This is a genomic window from Enterococcus sp. AZ040 (assembly GCF_050499185.1).
GTDB classification, from domain to species: domain Bacteria; phylum Bacillota; class Bacilli; order Lactobacillales; family Enterococcaceae; genus Enterococcus_D; species Enterococcus_D entomosocium.
In genome coordinates, this window is sequence record NZ_JBMHEW010000001.1 from 1,168,961 (window position 1) to 1,186,145 (window position 17,185).

Annotated in this window: 16 protein-coding genes and 1 tRNA gene; 15 read left to right on the forward strand and 2 right to left on the reverse strand. The window is 42.3% G+C overall.

Annotated elements, in window-relative coordinates:
* Positions 1 to 8: 8 nt before the first annotated feature.
* The 7 genes from IGK63_RS05425 to IGK63_RS05455 all read left to right on the forward strand — a co-directional run bounded on the left by IGK63_RS05425 (position 9) and on the right by IGK63_RS05455 (position 7,139).
* On the forward strand, positions 9 to 2,723 hold the full coding sequence (locus IGK63_RS05425; RefSeq protein WP_016613177.1) for a sigma 54-interacting transcriptional regulator: 2,715 nt from the start codon (positions 9 to 11) through the stop codon (positions 2,721 to 2,723).
* A gap of 133 nt (positions 2,724 to 2,856) precedes the next feature.
* Positions 2,857 to 3,174, forward strand: a complete 318-nt coding sequence (locus IGK63_RS05430) for a PTS sugar transporter subunit IIB (RefSeq protein WP_005229471.1) — start codon at positions 2,857 to 2,859, stop codon at positions 3,172 to 3,174.
* Between the two features lie 38 nt (positions 3,175 to 3,212).
* The gene (locus IGK63_RS05435) at positions 3,213 to 3,530 is read left to right on the forward strand and encodes a PTS lactose/cellobiose transporter subunit IIA (RefSeq protein WP_005236949.1); all 318 of its coding nucleotides are present in this window, start codon (positions 3,213 to 3,215) and stop codon (positions 3,528 to 3,530) included.
* An 81-nt stretch (positions 3,531 to 3,611) separates the two neighbouring features.
* Complete coding sequence (locus IGK63_RS05440; protein WP_005236948.1) at positions 3,612 to 5,009, forward strand: PTS sugar transporter subunit IIC; 1,398 nt, start codon at positions 3,612 to 3,614, stop codon at positions 5,007 to 5,009.
* Between the two features lie 59 nt (positions 5,010 to 5,068).
* Positions 5,069 to 5,290, forward strand: a complete 222-nt coding sequence (locus IGK63_RS05445) for a hypothetical protein (protein ID WP_005236947.1) — start codon at positions 5,069 to 5,071, stop codon at positions 5,288 to 5,290.
* Positions 5,291 to 5,483: 193 nt separating this feature from the next.
* Entirely contained in the window at positions 5,484 to 5,897 is a 414-nt protein-coding gene (locus IGK63_RS05450; RefSeq protein WP_016613180.1) for a DUF3284 domain-containing protein, read from the forward strand.
* A gap of 60 nt (positions 5,898 to 5,957) precedes the next feature.
* A complete protein-coding gene (locus IGK63_RS05455) occupies positions 5,958 to 7,139 on the forward strand; it encodes a GNAT family N-acetyltransferase (RefSeq protein ID WP_016613181.1) in 1,182 nt (393 codons plus the stop codon).
* A gap of 76 nt (positions 7,140 to 7,215) precedes the next feature.
* On the opposite strand, the gene IGK63_RS05460 is transcribed toward IGK63_RS05455, so the two are convergent.
* Positions 7,216 to 7,287, reverse strand: a tRNA-Arg gene (locus IGK63_RS05460).
* Between the two features lie 69 nt (positions 7,288 to 7,356).
* Here IGK63_RS05460 and IGK63_RS05465 point away from each other — a divergent pair.
* The 5 genes from IGK63_RS05465 to IGK63_RS05485 all read left to right on the forward strand — a co-directional run bounded on the left by IGK63_RS05465 (position 7,357) and on the right by IGK63_RS05485 (position 11,531).
* Positions 7,357 to 8,289, forward strand: coding sequence for a hypothetical protein (locus IGK63_RS05465; RefSeq protein ID WP_016613182.1), 933 nt, complete (start codon positions 7,357 to 7,359; stop codon positions 8,287 to 8,289).
* Positions 8,290 to 8,385: 96 nt separating this feature from the next.
* Complete coding sequence (locus IGK63_RS05470; protein ID WP_016613183.1) at positions 8,386 to 9,105, forward strand: ThuA domain-containing protein; 720 nt, start codon at positions 8,386 to 8,388, stop codon at positions 9,103 to 9,105.
* Positions 9,106 to 9,188: 83 nt separating this feature from the next.
* Complete coding sequence (locus IGK63_RS05475; protein WP_016613184.1) at positions 9,189 to 10,313, forward strand: hypothetical protein; 1,125 nt, start codon at positions 9,189 to 9,191, stop codon at positions 10,311 to 10,313.
* Between the two features lie 278 nt (positions 10,314 to 10,591).
* Positions 10,592 to 10,792 (forward strand): cold-shock protein, encoded by a 201-nt coding sequence (locus IGK63_RS05480; protein ID WP_003126918.1) that lies wholly within the window; start codon positions 10,592 to 10,594, stop codon positions 10,790 to 10,792.
* 106 nt (positions 10,793 to 10,898) lie between these two features.
* Complete coding sequence (locus IGK63_RS05485; protein WP_034872199.1) at positions 10,899 to 11,531, forward strand: YfbR-like 5'-deoxynucleotidase; 633 nt, start codon at positions 10,899 to 10,901, stop codon at positions 11,529 to 11,531.
* 98 nt (positions 11,532 to 11,629) lie between these two features.
* Here the strand turns inward: IGK63_RS05485 and IGK63_RS05490 are convergent, their stop codons facing one another.
* Entirely contained in the window at positions 11,630 to 12,400 is a 771-nt protein-coding gene (locus IGK63_RS05490; protein ID WP_005236936.1) for an SDR family oxidoreductase, read from the reverse strand.
* Positions 12,401 to 12,612: 212 nt separating this feature from the next.
* Between IGK63_RS05490 and IGK63_RS05495 the strand changes: the two genes are divergently transcribed.
* From IGK63_RS05495 to IGK63_RS05505, 3 genes are read left to right on the forward strand one after another with little or no spacing between them, the layout of a single operon-like run.
* Positions 12,613 to 15,369, forward strand: a complete 2,757-nt coding sequence (locus IGK63_RS05495; protein WP_016613188.1) for a helicase C-terminal domain-containing protein — start codon at positions 12,613 to 12,615, stop codon at positions 15,367 to 15,369.
* A gap of 48 nt (positions 15,370 to 15,417) precedes the next feature.
* A complete protein-coding gene (locus tag IGK63_RS05500; protein ID WP_016613189.1) occupies positions 15,418 to 15,918 on the forward strand; it encodes a DUF5590 domain-containing protein in 501 nt (166 codons plus the stop codon).
* 50 nt (positions 15,919 to 15,968) lie between these two features.
* Positions 15,969 to 17,162: a pyridoxal phosphate-dependent aminotransferase gene (locus IGK63_RS05505; RefSeq protein ID WP_034872200.1), complete on the forward strand. Its 1,194-nt coding sequence runs from the start codon at positions 15,969 to 15,971 to the stop codon at positions 17,160 to 17,162.
* The last annotated feature ends 23 nt before the right edge of the window (positions 17,163 to 17,185 follow it).

A 17,185-nucleotide genomic window follows, 5' to 3' on the forward strand; every position in this document is an offset into this window, starting at 1 on the left:
GCTATCGAATGAATTCGCGAAAAGAAGAGATTTTTCAAACGATCGAACTGCATAAGCAAGGGTTGACCGCAGTTGACGTCGCTAAAATCTTACAAATCGATCGCAGCAATGCAAGCCGTTATCTCAGTGAGCTTTATAAAGAAAAGAAAATCGGCAAACGTTCCGGCCGTCCGGTCGTTTATGAGCCATTAGAAGAAACGGTGCATGTGGATGTTTCCTCTGAAGTGAGTTTTGAAAGTCTTGTTGGGGTTCAAGCTTCTTTAAAAGTAAGTATCCAGCAAGCCAAAGCAGCAATTTTATATCCGCCTAGAGGACTCCATACCATTATTTTTGGAGAGACAGGTACCGGTAAATCCTTATTTGCCGAATGTATGTATCACTTTGCGGTTGAATCAAATATGTTAGAAAAAGATGCTCCTTTCGTATCGTTTAATTGTGCGGATTATGCACAAAATCCGCAGTTGTTGTTTGGTCACATCTTTGGCATTAAAAAAGGGGCCTACACAGGTGCTGCAGAAGATAGTCCAGGACTTATGGCAAAAGCCGATGGCGGCATATTGTTCTTGGATGAGATCCATCGACTGCCGCCAGAAGGCCAAGAAATGCTCTTTACCTTCATTGACAAAGGGATCTACCGCCCATTAGGGGAAAGCAACCAAGTTCATGAAGCCGCCGTGCAGATCATTGGTGCCACCACTGAATCATCAGAAACCTTTTTGACGACCTTCAATCGGCGAATTCCCATGGCTATTACTTTGCCAAATGTGGAAAGTCGTTCGCTAGATGAACGGTATGAAATCATTTCCTTGTTTATCAAGCAAGAGGCGACCCGTCTAAATCAGCGGATCGATGTCGAGCGAGATGCGATATTGGCCTTTATGCTCTATGATGCAGAAGGCAACATCGGTCAAATCAAGCGAGACCTGAAACTCGTCTGTGCGAAGGCATTCTTACATTATCGGACCTATGGGAAAAAACACCTCCTGATTCGAAAAGGCGATTGCTCACTGCAAGTTCAAAAAGGGCTGTTGAAGATCAAAGAAATGTCAGAACGCTTGGATCGGTTTTTAGATGGCAAAGGCGACTTTCTGAGTTTCGAACCCGGCGACCCAGATGTTGTCTGGTCTCGTGATCCGCAACGGAATATGCAGGTGTACAATGAGATCGAAGAAAAAGTCAGCACACTGATTGAAACCGGTGTAGCCAATGTTGATTTAGAAAACTTGATCTCTAAGGATGTGGATGCCTACTTTGAAAAATATGTCGAAGAATTGATCCAAAACCCTGTTCATAAAGAGTTGATTCCAGAAGACATTTGGAAACTGACCAATGTTCTTTATGACTTGGCAGGTCAGAGGTTAGATCGAACTTATAGTGAAAAAGCCCGTTTTGCCTTTGCGTTGCATTTGCAAAGTACGCTGGAACGTGTTAAAGAGGGACATATGATCGTTCATCCGGATTTGAACACGATTAGAAAAAACTTAAAATCCGAATTTCAAGTGGCAATGGATTTATCGACGATCATTGAAGAGGAACGTCATGTCGAGATCCCATTTGATGAAATCGGCTTTATCAGTATGTTTTTAGCGATTCAAGTCAAACAGCCTTCGCCATTGCCCCTTGAAAAAATCGAGATCATTGTCTTGATGCATGGCAAGGCAACTGCCAGCAGTATGCTGGAGACAGCCCAAGAGCTGCTGGAGACCGACCATGGCAAGGCAATGAATATGTCTTTGGATATGGAAGTCGGGCAAATGTATGACCAGCTGTTGAATTATATCAATGAAAACAAAGAGAAGATGAGCAATGGCTTATTGCTTTTAACCGATATGGGCTCCCTCAATTCATTTGCGAATTTGATTTCCGAAGAGACGGGGATTCGTACGAAAGCTATTTCGATGGTCAGCACGATGATTGTTTTAGAAGCTTTGCGGATGGCAGAGAGTGGGCGCAGTTTAGAAGATATCTACCAAAACATTCAGCGTTCTTTTGAAACCATCGTACAAGAACAGTTCCGTACGGTTCGTGAAGCAAAAGGAAATAAAAAGGCAGTCATCGTTACTTGCTTTACTGGGGAAGGTGTCGCTGCCAAACTTTATCAACGAATTTATCCCGTCGTCGATCAATCAAAAGTCGAGATCATCCAAATGCAATTTATTGAAAAAGAAACCTTCAAAAAACATATTGACGGCTTGCTAGAAGAATATGAGATCAAAGCTATTGCCGGCACCGTCGAGATCGATTATCAAAACATTCCGTTTTTCTCCGCCTATGATGTTTTTGATGACAATCGCTTGAATGTGCTAAAACGAATCGCTTCAGATGAAGTGCCGATCGAAAAGATCGTGCGTTCATTGGAAAATACGATAACTCATGTTGGGTCCGTCTATCATCTGATCGAAAGCCTGCAACGAATCGTTCATCAGATTCAAAATCAATTGCATGTGATTGTAGAACCAACCGTCGATGCAGGATTAGTCATTCATTTAGCCTTTTTGGTAGAAAGTTTATTGAAGAAGGAGCCTTCCCGTACTTTCGTCAACTTAGCTACTTTCCAAAAACGGTACCGAATTGAAATGGATGTTTTACGAACCCATTTATTACAAATTGAAAAAAATTATCAAATCAAATTTTCTGAAGATGAGATCGCCTATTTAACCCAAATGTTTTTAGAAAACAAAATCAAAAATTATGATGAATCCGCACACAATTTTAGTGTGTAATGAAAAAACTGCGAGTGTGTAAATGAGAAATTGGTTCAGACCATTGATAAATAAAGGTCTGAACTTATTTTTTTTGGCACGCTTTTTGCTTTATAGTAAAGTGTAACTTACAACAGAAAGGAGCAGATGCGCGATGGCGAAAAAAACGATTATGCTGGTTTGTTCAGCAGGAATGAGTACCAGTCTATTGGTGACAAAAATGCAAAAAGCAGCCGAAGCTAAAGGAATGGAAGCAGATATCTTTGCTGTTTCAGCTTCAGAAGCCGACCAACATTTGGAGTCAAAACCAGTCGATGTTCTATTGTTAGGACCACAAGTACGTTTCATGAAATCACAATTTGAACAAAAATTAGCACCAAAAGGCATTCCTTTGGACGTGATCAACATGGCAGACTATGGCATGATGAACGGCGAAAAAGTATTGCAACAAGCAGAAACATTAATGAACTAAGATTTTTTAGGATCGAAGTGTAAGGAGGATTTTTAAAGATGGATGAGCAAAATTTGGAAGCCATTATGGGATTGATCATGTATGGTGGTAATGCAAAAAGTGACGCAATGGAAGCAATCGCGGCAGCAAAAGAAGGGAACTTCGAATTAGCTGACCAAAAAATCAAAGATGCTGAAGCATCTCTTGTGGAAGCGCATCATTCGCAAACAGGATTGTTGACACAAGAAGCGCAAGGCAATCATATGACCGTGACATTGTTGACCGTGCATTCACAAGATCACCTAATGACATCAATCGCATTTACCGATTTAGCGAAAGAAATCATTGATGTCTATCGACGTCTAAATAACGAATAATCTTTGAACGGATAGAAGTAGTTATTGTCGATGAATCAAAAAATCTTCTTTGACGAATAGAACTTATAGGAGGAATTAAGAATGGATGGATTAACAAGTTGGATGGAGAGACACATTCTCCCGGTTGCAGCTAAGATTGGTGCGCAAAAGCATTTGGTTGCCTTGCGGGATGCTTTTATCGGAATGATGCCAGCAACGATGGCTGGGGCAATTGCAGTATTATTGAACGCCTTCATGCGTGATTTTCCAAACACTTATCTTGGTGCGGACAATGCAATCACGAAATTTTTCACGCCAGTGATCGCAGTCAATGGTTTAGTTTGGACAGGTACCTTAGCAATTATGGCGGTTATCTTCTCAGCTTCATTCGGTTATAATTTAGCGAAGGCTTACAATGTTGATGCACTATCAGGTGCGTTGGTCTCTTTAGCAGCATTTATTATGGGTATTCCACAATCTGCTTCTCTTTCTTTAGCGTTAGAAGAAGCACTACCAGCAAACGTGGTAGACATGATCAACAGTACAAGTGCTACATCAGGATTTGCAGCAGATGGTTCAACGATCAGCGCTGCAGGCTGGGGCTACTTCCCATTTAGCGCCTATATGGGTGGCTCTGGATTGTTCACGGCAATCATCTTTGGTTTCGTTTCAGTTATTATCTTTGCAAAATTGATGCAAAAAAATATTATTATCAAAATGCCAGATTCAGTGCCACCAGCAGTTTCCCGTGCCTTTGCAGCGATTATCCCTGGGATTGCCGGACTATATGCTTCAGGTTTGATTTACTATCTATTTGAACGCTTTGTCGGTATGCCGATAATTGACTGGATCTCCGAATCGATCCAAAAACCATTATTGGGTCTCTCTCAAGGGTACTTTGCCGTATTTATCATTGTTTTACTTGTCCATGTCTTGTGGTTCTTTGGATTACATGGAACAAATATCATGGGACCTGTTCTACAATCGATCTACGGTGTGGCAATGGTTGAAAATACTAATGCTTATCAATTAGGGGAAGCTGTTCCTTATAAATGGGTAGCAGGTTCATTCGAAGCATTTGTTTGGCCTGGTGGAGCAGGTGTGACTTTAATGCTCTTGATCGCAATTTTGCTATTCTCTAAACGTGCCGACTATAAGACAGTTGGTAAACTAGGGATTGGACCTGGGTTGTTCAATATCAATGAACCAGTAATGTTTGGTCTACCAATCGTGTTAAACCCATTGTTTATCATTCCATTTATTGTTGCACCGTTAGTTACAGCAACGATTGCTTACTTTGCAACAACTTTAGGGTTAGTTGCACCAGTTGTGGTAAATGTGATTTGGGTAATGCCAACGATCCTAAGCGGCTTCTTAGCTACCGGTGGAGACTGGCGTGCGATCATCTTGACAATTATTAATTTGGCTGTAGCTTTATTGATCTGGGCACCATTTATTATTGCTGCCAACAAAATCAATCCAGCAGACCAAGAGAACTAATCAAATAAACTAGATGGGTGGCTTCACCCATCTAGCTATCTTTTTTAGGAGGAGAAAAAATGATTATTGTAAATTCCGCGATGCAACAAGACAACATCAAAGCATTACTTGAGTCTTTGACAGAAGGTGAGATCAAGTATACCTTTAAAGAAAAAAAAGGGATTCAGTTGATTTTTGAAACAACGGCAGAAGACAAAGAAAAAGCAGCGAAACTTGCCAAAGACGCAATCAAAAATACTGATTGGGGTCGAGTGCTATACTTTAACGTCGTTAGTCAATAGTGAGGTGATATCATGTTTAAAAATGGATTGTTTTTTATAAGTATCGGTAGTATGTTATTTATATACAGCGCTAACGCGCAGTCAGGTGAATACCACTGGGTGAATCTCATCACGTCAGTCATTCTAATGGCTATTGGAGGAATCATGGCTTCAATTGGACACAAACGCAACAAGAAAGACAAGGAGGCGCAAGATGGAAATCACTAAAAAAATGAATGTACCCGCTGACTTTTTATATAAGACGATCATCGATTCCGTTTTACATGATATTAAACAAGCGACAGATCAAACACTTACTGAAGAGCAATTAGAAGGATACAGCTATCTTAAACAGTTTTATAAAGATAGTAATGCCACCATAACAATCGAAACGGTCAAGAAGAATCAAGCCTATGCGTTCCAAACGGCGACGAAAAAAAATACCTTCCGTGTACACTATCAGATCGAAGCGATAGACGAGTCGCACTGCAACTTGCATTATGAAGAAAAAATGACTTCTGAAGGCATGATTCAGCAATTAAATGACATGCTCTTAGGTACGATTCTAGGATATTTCAAACGCAAGCAATTTAAAAAAATGTTGAGTATGATGGAAGAAGCATATTAAGGGGTCGACTGACGCCTTTTTTGCGTTTCTTGCGTGTTTTCAAGTAGAGGAGATGAAGGAATGACAGATGTCAAAAAAATGACCGAATTTGGTTCGCAAGAAGTACTGGACTTGGTTTCTTATGCCTTTCAGTGGGAATTGAATGAAACAAATATCAAGCGCTATCGCAAGCTTGCGGAAAATTCTTGGAATTATGGTTCCTACGATGGGAATGGAAAATTGGCGAGCCAAATCATGGCAACGATTTTTGATGTGAACTTTCATGGAACGAGTTATCCGATGGCAGGGATCGGTTTTGTGGCTTCGTATCCAGAGTATCGCAGCCAAGGTCGGATCGATCGGATCATGAAACAAATCATTAAGGACTGCTATGAACAAAAAATCGTTCTTTCCTATCTGGCACCTTTCTCCTTTGCTTTTTATCGCAGATATGGGTATGAGTATACTTTTGAACGGACGGTTTATGAAGTCGATGCGCATCAATGGCCCGATGGCAAGAAAGTGAATGGAACGATTCAACGCATGAATTGGGAGGAAGCACAGCCGATCATTCACGAGATTTATCATCAATTGCCGCGCCATCAAAAGGGCGGACTGATTCGCCAACCCTGGTGGGAAGAAATCAAGTTTGTTTTGCGACGACCGTATACGTTTGCGATTTATCGCAATGAAGCAGGGGTCCCTGAAGGCTACTTGATTTACTTTATCGAGGGAGGACGTTTCGATATTCAAGAGTGGGGCTATTTGACTGCGAATGCTTACCAAGGATTTAATCGGTTTATCGTCTCCCATGCAGATTCAGTAGCACAGATTAACTATCGACCAGGGTTTGATGGGGAAGTCCTACAAGCAAACGCGGCCAAACCATTGGCTCACTACCAAGTGCGCCCGGACATGATGGCGCGCGTCATCGATGTGGAAGGGTTTCTAAAAAGTTATCCATTCACATTGAAAAAAGCCGGCGGTTTTGCCATAGAAATTCAAGGGGATGAATATGCCCCATGGAATAATGGCTGTTATGAAGTGACAATCGAAACCGCTCAGCATCAGGTCACGAAAACGACGGCTACCAAGCTGCCAAAAGCAACCTTGTCGATTCAGCGTTTTGTGCAGCTGTTCTTGCAGGCACAATCCCTCGATTCTCTGGTCTTTTTCCAGCAAATGGAAACGGAGAAGGAAGCTGCAGTGATGATTCAGGAAAACTTACCAGACGGAAAGCCGATTCTGGAAGATTATTTCTAAGCAAATCGAGGCAGAGGTATTTACTTTCCAACAAAAAAAGATTCCTTAAAAATAAGGAATCTTTTTCTTCAAAAAACGTTCCCTGCCGGAATCGAACCAGCAACTAATCCTTAGGAGGGACTTGTTATATCCATTTAACTAAGGGAACACAATAGCTATATTTTACCTGTTATTCGTGTTTCTCGCAAGATGAGAAGGAAAAGAAAGGAAGAAAAACATGGTCAAACGATTGATAAGTGCAAACTATAGTGAAATCAAAGAAATGTCGGCGCAAGAATTGAAACAATCCATTAAAGCGAGCGAAGGACGAGTAATCGTCTGTGAAACGGTGGTTCAAACCATGCCGCAAGCTGGCGATATCACCAACGCAGAAGTCGCGGCAGCTTTTGGGGCTGACTTAATTTTGTTGAATGGGTTTGATTGTTATCGCCCAGCTATTTTTGGGATGCCTGGTATCACATTGGAGCAGCTGCTTGATCCTAAACAACCGATTGAAAACCCGATTCCTCAACTAAAACAACTGATTGGACGACCTGTCGGCATCAATCTTGAGCCGATCCCAGCTACGACGGAGATGATGAGTGAAAAGATCAGCATCAGTCAAGGCCGAACAAGTTCGGTTGACACCATCAAAAAAGCCCAAGAACTCGGGGTGGACTTTCTCTGCTTTACAGGCAATCCTGGAACAGGTGTGACCAACCGAGAAATCGCTAAAGCAGTAAAATTGGCAAAAGAACATTTCTCTGGGTTGATCATCGCTGGAAAAATGCACAGTGCCGGCTCAGATGAGCCTGTGGTTGATCGAGAAGCAATCATTTCTTACGCTGAAGCTGGGGCAGATATTTTGTTACTGCCTTCAGTTGGCTCGATTCAAGGCTTTCTAGAAAAGGATCTGATTGAAGCTGTTCAAATTGCCAAACAATATGACTTATTGACGATGTCAGCGATCGGAACGAGTCAAGAAAGCGCACGTCCAGAAACGTTGCGTCAATTAGCCATTATCAACAAAACCTGTGGGGTCGATCTGCAGCATATCGGTGATGCCGGCTATGGCGGCATGGCACCGACCGAAAATATTTTCGAAACATCGGTTGCAATTAGAGGCATGCGCCATACGATCAATCGTGTCGGGCGTTCAATTAATCGTTAAATCAGAAAAAATTACTAGCGAAGGAAAACGAAGAATCGTTCTGCTTCGCTTTTTGCGTTTTTTTCGCTAAGTTAGAAAGAAGGGAGGAAACACAAAATGAAACAAGCATTGATCATTTACGGAGGATGGGAAGGACACGCCCCAAAAGAAACCAGTCAGTTTTACCAAACGTTGCTGGAGTCAGAAGGATATCAGGTGACACTCGCCTCAGATTTTGAACCTCTCTATCATAAAGAAGAATTAAAAAGGCTGGATCTGTTGATCATGAATTGGACGCGTGGAGAATTACCTGATGAGCCGCTGCAAAATGTCACTCAGGCTGTAGCAGAAGGATTAGGATTAGCAGGAGTTCATGGCGGCTTTGCTTCGGCTTTTCAAGCCAGTAAAGGCTGGTTGTTTCTGACTGGTGGCTGTTTTTTGGCACATCCTGGTGGCTTGGAAACGACCTATAGCATCGATCTTACGACAGATCACTATATTACGGCAAATACGCAATCGATCCCTCAGTTGACGACGGAGCAATACTATTGCTTGGTTGATCCAGCCGTCACTGTGTTAGCTACCTCAACATTTGCCGCTAAAGATCATCCGAATGCAGCTAACCAAGAAATCATACTGCCAATGATGTGGATCAAAAAATGGGGCAAGGGCAGAGTCTTTTTCCAATCCGTTGGACACAGTCTAAAAGAGCTGAAAGAGCCGACCATTCAGACTTGGACCAAACGAGGCTTTCTATGGGCCACCAGAAATACATTGGCTGATCCGCTGAAAAATAGCCAGTATAGTGAGTCATCAGAAAAACGAATGAGGAAATAAACGCGTGCAATCGTTTTACTTTATGGAAGAAAATAAGCATGGTACACTTTATTTGTATTTGATTAAGCAGGAGGTAATGTGGAATGGGAAAATTTGGAAAAAGTTTTTTATCGCAGGTAATATCTGACGGAATCAAAGGACCATTTGTCACGATCATGCTCAATACGCATGTCGGCCACCAGAATGTCGAAAAGGATCAAATCAAATTTAAGAACTTTGCCAAAGATGCGAAGCGCCGCTTTGAAAAGAAATACCCAGAACATTCTTGGAATCTTTTTCAAACGAAAATTGATGAACTGCTTGCAGATCAATCATTTTGGCGCAACAGTACAACAAGTGTGGCGGTGATTATCACCCCAGAAGAGGTACTGGTCCATCGGTTAAGTATTCGTGTGGATGATCAATATTACGTAGGGGAAACCCCTTATGTATTAGCTGTCATCAAAAATGCACAATTTAATTACCCATTTTATCTCTTAGCGTTGAATCGCGATTCAATGCAAGTCTATCAAGTTGAAAACAATCAAGTGCGTGAAGTCGAGTTGCCAGAAGAGGCACCGACGACGATTGAAAAAGCGCTGGGGGAAGAAGTCACTGGTGGTGGTAACTTTAATTACAGTGCTCAAGGTGGCCCTAACTCAGGGGGAGAAGGCGTTGCTTATCACGGCTTTAGTGCCAAAGATGAAGAAGTCGAGATCGATCACGTCAACTACTACCAAGCAGTTGATGCATTTTTCAAGAATGATTTTTCAAATGAAGAGCATTTACCAATGTATCTGTTTGCATTACCAGAAAATCAAACGCTGTTTAAAAAAGTGGCAAAAACGAACTTTTTCAAAGCAGAACCAAGTATTTCCTCTTCCCCAGCATCGTTATCCTTGAAAGAGATCCAAACGTGTACGCATAAGTTGATTGCAGAGTTGACACAAAAAGAAGTTGGGGAATACGGCAAGCTGTTGGATCGAAAATTTATTGACCAATTGGTTGATATCGTGCCTGCAGCCAAAGAAGGCCGGATCGCCTATCTGTTTGTGGCTACCTCAAATCTCGCCGATGGTTTTGGAGAAGATCCTGATACAGAGTACGATCGGCGGCAAGTGTTAAATACACTGGCAATCGATGTTTTAGAGAACGGCGGTGAGGTATCTATCTTGGAACAAAAAGATGCCCCTGGAGAAAAAAGTTTGACGGCGATTTTGCGCTACTAAACGCAGTTGCGTCGTTAGCCAATAAATCGTTTCCAAAAAAGAGAAGGCTGTTGCAGATCTTTAATGCAGCAGTCTTTTTGCGAATTATAAAAAAATAAAGGCGTTTTCATTTTTTTTGATTTTCTATTAGTCATAATGAAGATAATGTGCTATAATACAAAGTGTAGTTTTTGTTACGGTAAATTATGGTAGCTTGTTTCATCTTAAACATCTTCCACATTTTCACCTTATACAAGTAATTGCAAAATATGTGTATAAACACAAGGAGGATTTTTATTATGGAAACAGGTACAGTTAAATGGTTTAACTCAGACAAAGGTTTTGGATTCATCACTGCAGAAAACGGTAACGATGTATTCGTTCATTTCTCAGCTATCCAAGGCGAAGGCTTCAAAACTTTAGAAGAAGGTCAAGCAGTGACTTTCGATATCGAAGACGGACAACGTGGCCCTCAAGCGACTAACGTTAACAAAGCATAATTAGTGAATGCCTTTTAAGAGCAGCTTAGCTGCTCTTTTTTTGTGCGCGAGATAGTTGCTTGCAGACAAAGGAGTTGTTATACTCTTAAAAAAAGGAGGCACATTTATGGGATTGAATGAATTTATTCTCGGATTGGCTAATTTAGAGAAGATCCAACGAGCGCCGGGTTTTTTTAAGTTTACTGAGCACAGTGTCGCTGCTCATTCATTTCGAGTAACGATGATTGCCCAGACCTTAGCTGATATCGAAGAAAAGGCGGGGAATCAAGTCAATTGGCAAATTCTCTACGAAAAAGCCTTGAATCATGATTACACCGAACGTTTCATCGGTGATATCAAAACGCCGGTCAAATATGCGAACAAAGAATTGCGGGCAATGTTATCAACCGTTGAAGAAAAAATGACCGATGCCTTCATCGAAGAAGAAATTCCAGGAAGCTTTCAAGCAACGTATCGCAGACGCTTAGCGGATGGCAAAGACAACAGCCTTGAAGGGCAGCTATTAGCAATTGCGGATAAGATCGATCTTTTGTATGAATCTTTTGAAGAGATCTCAAAAAGCAACCCAGATAAAGTATACAAAGAAATGTTTCGAGAGGCCGTTTTAACCGTCAAAGAGTTTCAGCATCGACCGTGTGTCACTTATTTCTTTGAAGCCATTTTTCCAGAGTTACTAAATGCAGATTTTTATGGCAAGACTGCTTTTCTAGAAGAAATCGCGGCTTTGGTGGGAAAATAACCCAAACGAAAAAACGAAAAATCAAGAGATGATCCATCTCAAGGGCTTCAATGAAACAAGTGAGGGGATCAGGTTTGATTTTTCGTTTTTTTGTTGGATTAAAGTAAAGATTCCGCTCCATCAATATAGACTTCCGTTCCAGAAATATTGCCGGCAGCCTCTGAAGATAGAAAAAGCACAAGGTTGGCGACTTGTTCTGGCACGCCTGTTTCTTGCTTTAATGGTCGAGAACGTTCTGGATATTTGACGGGGATCTCAACGCGAGCAACCTCTTCTTCAATTTCTGTGCTGGCATCGATATTCGTCGCGATCGCCCCAGGGCAGATGGCATTGACCCGAATATTATAACCAGAAAGTTCCAGCGCAGCCATTTTTGTAAAGGCGACTTGACCTGCCTTAGACGTACTGTAAGCAGTCGCACCAAAATTGCTGAAGATGCGGTTTCCATTGACTGAACTCGTAATGACAATGCTGCCACCGTTCGTTTTCATAAAGGGAATGGCTGCTTTGACGGTAATAAAGGTACTACGTAAGTTTGTGTTGATCGTCTGATCCCATTCTGCCACTGTCAGCTCTTCGATCGGTGTCCAGGTACCGTTGATGCCGGCATTGACATGGAGTACATCGAGACCGCCTAGTTCTTCTACAAGACCACTCATTGCTTCTTGCAGCTTATCCGCTTCAGTGACGTCAACAGCTCGATAATGGGCTTGTGCTTGATAGTCAGCAAGAAACTCCTGCAGCTCTTCTTCGTTGCGATCAATTAACCCAACAAGTGCGCCCTGTGCTAGAAATTGTTCTGCCACCGCTTTTCCAATCCCTGAAGCAGCCCCCGTTACAATCACTCGTTTGTTTTTGAAATCATTCATTTTTTTCGCCTCCTTACAGTAAATTATAAAAAAGATCCCTTTTTTTGTCGAAAAAAGCGATCAGCGAACAGCAACAAACTTCTTCAGCTAGGAAACGCCAATGGTTGGTTTTCTAATTTTACCTCCCGAGAACCCTCTTATCTAGTGGGAAAACAGATGTAATCGCCATTGATTTTGTAGTATAATGCAGACAGTGTGCAAGGAGGAATACAATGAAACCCATATACGCTGTGGTGGATCTTGAAACAACAGGAACCGATTCGACGATTGATCGAATTATTCAATTTGGCTGTGTCTTAGTCCAAGATGGCAAGATCATCAATCGTTTTGCCGCAGATATCAACCCTGACCGCAGAATTTCTAAGCAAATTCAACGATTGACACACATCACAAACCAACAAGTAAGCAAAGCGCCATATTTCGAAGACGTAGCTGATACGATCTATAACTTACTCAGCAACACGATTTTTGTGGCGCATAATATTTATTTTGATTATCATTTTTTAAGCAATGAATTTGTGCGTTGCGGGCTACCGCCTTTATCACTTCCCGGAATCGATACGGTGGAATTGGCGCAAGTGTTTCTACCAACAGAAAGCAGCTTTCGTTTAGGCGATCTGGCAGATAGCATCGGCTTTCGTCATGATAACCCGCATCAAGCTGATAGTGATGCAGAAGTGACCGCAGCTTTATTTTTGTATATCGAAGCGATCATGCGAGAACTGCCCCGAACGACCCTTAAACAAATTGCGCTTTTAAGCGGTCAAATGGGCATGCAAACGAGTGACTATATCCATGGAATCTTAAAAGAAAAAGGCCCAGAGTTGGCAGAAGATTTAGAAGTGATCGACGGTATCGTCTTGCGGAAAAAGACCGTCCCGCTTTTTGAATCTACGCATTTTCAAGAAACGTATCCGAAAGTTAAAACGGAAAAAGAACAGCGCTTTGGCCAGCACTTAGTCTATCGGAAACAACAAGCACGCTTGATGAATGCAGTGTATACGCATTACACCCAGCCAGAGAAAAATCTGATCATTGAAGCAGAAACAGGCATGGGGAAAACCATTGGTTACTTGTTTCCAGCCGCCTATTTAGTGACACCAGAAAATCCGTTGATCGTTAGTACCTCTTCAATTCTATTGCAAAATCAAATCATCAACAAAGACATTCCTTTGGTAAACCAAGTACTGCAGCAACCTTTGCAAGCAGTTTTGGTCAAAAGTCATCGTCATTACATTGATTTGCAGCGTTTTAAAGCGACCCTTGATCAACCGATAGAGCAAAAGCAATATGCGCAATACCAAATGGGGATCTTAGTTTGGCTAACTAAAACAGAAACGGGGGATTTCGATGAATTGAACTTGGTTCGACTTGATCATCCTTTATTTACCGACATCCGCCATCGCGGCGTTGCTTTTTTAGCCAAAGATCAACCCTTCTATGAACAAGATTTTGTCCGCCATTTATATCGGCGGATGGCGCAAAGCAATGTTTTGATCGTCAACCATGCCTTTTTGATGCAGGAAAACCGGCGAGCGCAGCCACTGTTGCCAACGAGTGATTACTTATTGATTGATGAAGCCCAACAGTTGCCGCAACAAGCAGAAGGCTTTAGTCAACATGTCTTTGACTCTGCTCACTTCAAGCGGCAGTTTTTACAGCTAAATGAAGAAGGGCTATTTGAAGAAATTGCCCAAATCATTACCGAGGATGACTTTCTGCAACGGATGTTCTCGTTGTATCGAAACGCGTTGTCGATCTTGGTCGAAACACAAGAACAGTATTTTCGCAGTTTGTCGATCGATGCGCCAGAGCTACAAGTCGTGCACCATGACGACCTCTATGATGGCACGTTAGAACAAGACAAGCTTCATCAGAAATTGAGCCTTTACTATCAAGAAATCAATGAGATCCAACAACAGTTGCGTCAGCGATTCGAGTTGACCAATGATCGGTGGTATGCAAGACAACGAATCGTGATTGCTCGTTTGTTTGATTTCTTTGGTCAAATGGAAACCCAGGAACAAACGGTGACCGCATGGTTGACTTGGTGGCATCCTCGTTACGTTCATTGGTTGAAAAAGCATCCCCAGTCAGGAAATGCTGTGATTGAATTAGCTGATCTAGAAGGGCATTCGATCGTGGAAAGCACGTGGTATCAACGCTATCAGCACATCATTTATCTTGGGGGGACATTGAAGATCCCAGGAAATAAAGAATATTTTGCCCATCAGATTGGCTTGACCGATGTGCCAGTCAAAACGATTCCCGCTTTTTATGACTACAGCAAACAAACTCGACTCTATGTAGTTAAAAAAGGACTCTCGATCCAACAAGCATCAGCTGCTGAATACGCGGATTATTTAGTCGAAGCGTTAGTCCCAATTTTGTTTGACAATCCGCAACCAGCGCTTGTGTTGTTTACGGCGCACGAAACTTTGAAAAATGTCTATGATCGATTGAATAAAAAAGCCCTGCATTATGGCAGAGAAATCGTTGCTCAAGGAACTGGCGGAACCCGTGAGAAAATCTTAAAGAAATTTTTATTAGCGGAAAATGGCATCTTATTAGGGACTAGCAGTTTTTGGGAAGGGGTCGACCTACCAGGTCAGGCCTTGAAGATCGCTGTGGTGACTCGCTTACCTTTTGAGAATCCTAAGCAACCAATGGTCCAAGCACGGCATGCCTTCTTGGAAGCAGAAGGCATCGATTCTTTCAAAGAAGATGCCTTACCTAAAGCGATTCTACGGCTACGCCAAGCGTTGGGGCGCTTGATCCGTTCTGAAGAGGATACAGGCGTGATGGTCGTCCTTGATCGACGCTTGTTATCAACGAAGTATGGCAAACGGATGGTCAAAGGTCTGCCTAAAAACTTACCTCTGATTGAAGCTAGTCCAACCGAAATTGCCGAAGATATTCAACATTTTTTTGCGCAAGAGGAAAAAGCGGCGGTTGATTTTGAAAAATGAGTCGAACATCTGATATAATGAGTTTTATTTAAGATTGGAGTACGAAGTGTGAAAACAAAAGACAAAGAACATCGGCGAGTGATTATTTTGCTGAGTGCGATCACGGTTTTACTGGTCGTTATTCTCTTCGCTTCTATTTTCTATCTCCGTTCTTCTCGTCCAATGCGGCAAGCAAGAAACGAAGCGATCGAAATAGCAGAAAGATACACCGATTTAGCAGAGGTCGAACAATTTTATTGGTTCACCCGTGAGGAAACATCTTTTAGCATTGTTGGAAAAGATACGAATAACAATGAGATCGTCGTGATCATTCCTAAAAGCGGCGAAAAGGTTTCCGTTTTTAATCAAGGGGATGGATTGACGGAAGCACAGGCCAAGGCCTTCGTTCGCGACAACCATCAAGGGCAGGAAATCCAAAAAGCAGCATTGGGTATTTTTAAAGGCGAGCCCGCTTGGGAAGTCATGACTAAAGACGACCAAGGCCGCTTGAACTATTATTTGATTGGTTTCAAAGAAGGAGAAGAAATCAAAGCGGTCACTGAACTATAAAAAGGCGCTTTTGATAGACAGAAATTTGGATCGTAGGAAGGATGATAAACATGGTACTTTCAAAAAGAGCAGAAAAATTAGAACCCTCCGCTACGTTAGCGGCATCTGCTAAGGCAAAAGCATTAGCAGACCAAGGTGTAGACGTATTAAGTCTAACCGTCGGTGAGCCCGACTTTATTACCCCGAAGAACATTCGCCAAGCAGCGATTGCAGCGATTGAGAGCGGCAAAGCTAGTTTTTATACAGCAACTGCTGGGATTCCAGAGCTAAAACAGGCGATTCTTGCTTATATGAAAGAGTTTTATGGTGCTGACTATGATTCAAACCAAGTGATCGTGACAGATGGCGCGAAATTTGCCCTGTATACGTTGTTTCAAGCGCTTCTTGATGAAGAGGATGAAGTACTCATTCCAGTTCCTTACTGGGTCAGTTATGCGGAACAAGTCCGTTTAGCAGAAGGGACACCTGTGTTTGTTGAAGCTAAGCAATCAGCAGATTTTAAAGTTTCTGTTGCTCAATTAGAAGCCGCTCGTACAGAGCAAACGAAAGCCATCATTTTAAACTCGCCTGCCAACCCAACAGGGGCGATATACTCAAAAGAAGAATTAACGGCAATCGGCAACTGGGCAGTGGAAAATAATATTTGGATCATAGCGGATGATATCTATGGTCGTTTGGTTTATAACGGCAATACCTTTACATCAATCGCTAGCCTATCTGAAGAGATCCGCAAACAAACCATCGTGATCAACGGCGTTTCAAAAACCTATTCTATGACTGGGTGGCGGATCGGATTTGCTGTCGGCGATGCAAAAATCATCAAAGCGATGGTCGATATCGCTTCCCAAGCTACCAGCAACCCGCCGGCTGCTAGCCAATACGCAGCAGTTGAGGCACTGACTGGTAATCAAGAATCGATCGAAGTGATGCGTCAGGCCTTCGAAGAACGCTTGAATAAACTATATCCGCTAATTGCCGCTATTCCTGGTTTTAAGGTGACGAAACCCCAAGGCGCTTTTTACTTGTTCCCAAATGTCAAAGAAGCCATGACAATGTGCGGCTATCAAACCATTGATGCCTTCGTAGAAGCTTTACTAATGGAAGCCCACGTGGCAGTAGTGACTGGTGCTGGTTTTGGCACACCGGATTATTTACGAATCAGCTATGCAACTGATTGGGACACGTTAGCGGAAGCTACCAAACGAATCCATGATTTTGTTGAAAAGAAGCGCCAAAAAGCTTAAAATGCTCTATGGTGCCTTTATTA

Coding starts and splice junctions, on each gene's coding strand:
- IGK63_RS05425 (WP_016613177.1), top strand. CDS start 9: ATGAATTCGCGAAAAGAAGAGATTTTTCAAACGATCGAACTGCATAAG.
- IGK63_RS05430 (WP_005229471.1), top strand. CDS start 2,857: ATGGCGAAAAAAACGATTATGCTGGTTTGTTCAGCAGGAATGAGTACC.
- IGK63_RS05435 (WP_005236949.1), top strand. CDS start 3,213: ATGGATGAGCAAAATTTGGAAGCCATTATGGGATTGATCATGTATGGT.
- IGK63_RS05440 (WP_005236948.1), top strand. CDS start 3,612: ATGGATGGATTAACAAGTTGGATGGAGAGACACATTCTCCCGGTTGCA.
- IGK63_RS05445 (WP_005236947.1), top strand. CDS start 5,069: ATGATTATTGTAAATTCCGCGATGCAACAAGACAACATCAAAGCATTA.
- IGK63_RS05450 (WP_016613180.1), top strand. CDS start 5,484: ATGGAAATCACTAAAAAAATGAATGTACCCGCTGACTTTTTATATAAG.
- IGK63_RS05455 (WP_016613181.1), top strand. CDS start 5,958: ATGACAGATGTCAAAAAAATGACCGAATTTGGTTCGCAAGAAGTACTG.
- IGK63_RS05465 (WP_016613182.1), top strand. CDS start 7,357: ATGGTCAAACGATTGATAAGTGCAAACTATAGTGAAATCAAAGAAATG.
- IGK63_RS05470 (WP_016613183.1), top strand. CDS start 8,386: ATGAAACAAGCATTGATCATTTACGGAGGATGGGAAGGACACGCCCCA.
- IGK63_RS05475 (WP_016613184.1), top strand. CDS start 9,189: ATGGGAAAATTTGGAAAAAGTTTTTTATCGCAGGTAATATCTGACGGA.
- IGK63_RS05480 (WP_003126918.1), top strand. CDS start 10,592: ATGGAAACAGGTACAGTTAAATGGTTTAACTCAGACAAAGGTTTTGGA.
- IGK63_RS05485 (WP_034872199.1), top strand. CDS start 10,899: ATGGGATTGAATGAATTTATTCTCGGATTGGCTAATTTAGAGAAGATC.
- IGK63_RS05490 (WP_005236936.1), bottom strand. CDS start 12,400: ATGAATGATTTCAAAAACAAACGAGTGATTGTAACGGGGGCTGCTTCA.
- IGK63_RS05495 (WP_016613188.1), top strand. CDS start 12,613: ATGAAACCCATATACGCTGTGGTGGATCTTGAAACAACAGGAACCGAT.
- IGK63_RS05505 (WP_034872200.1), top strand. CDS start 15,969: ATGGTACTTTCAAAAAGAGCAGAAAAATTAGAACCCTCCGCTACGTTA.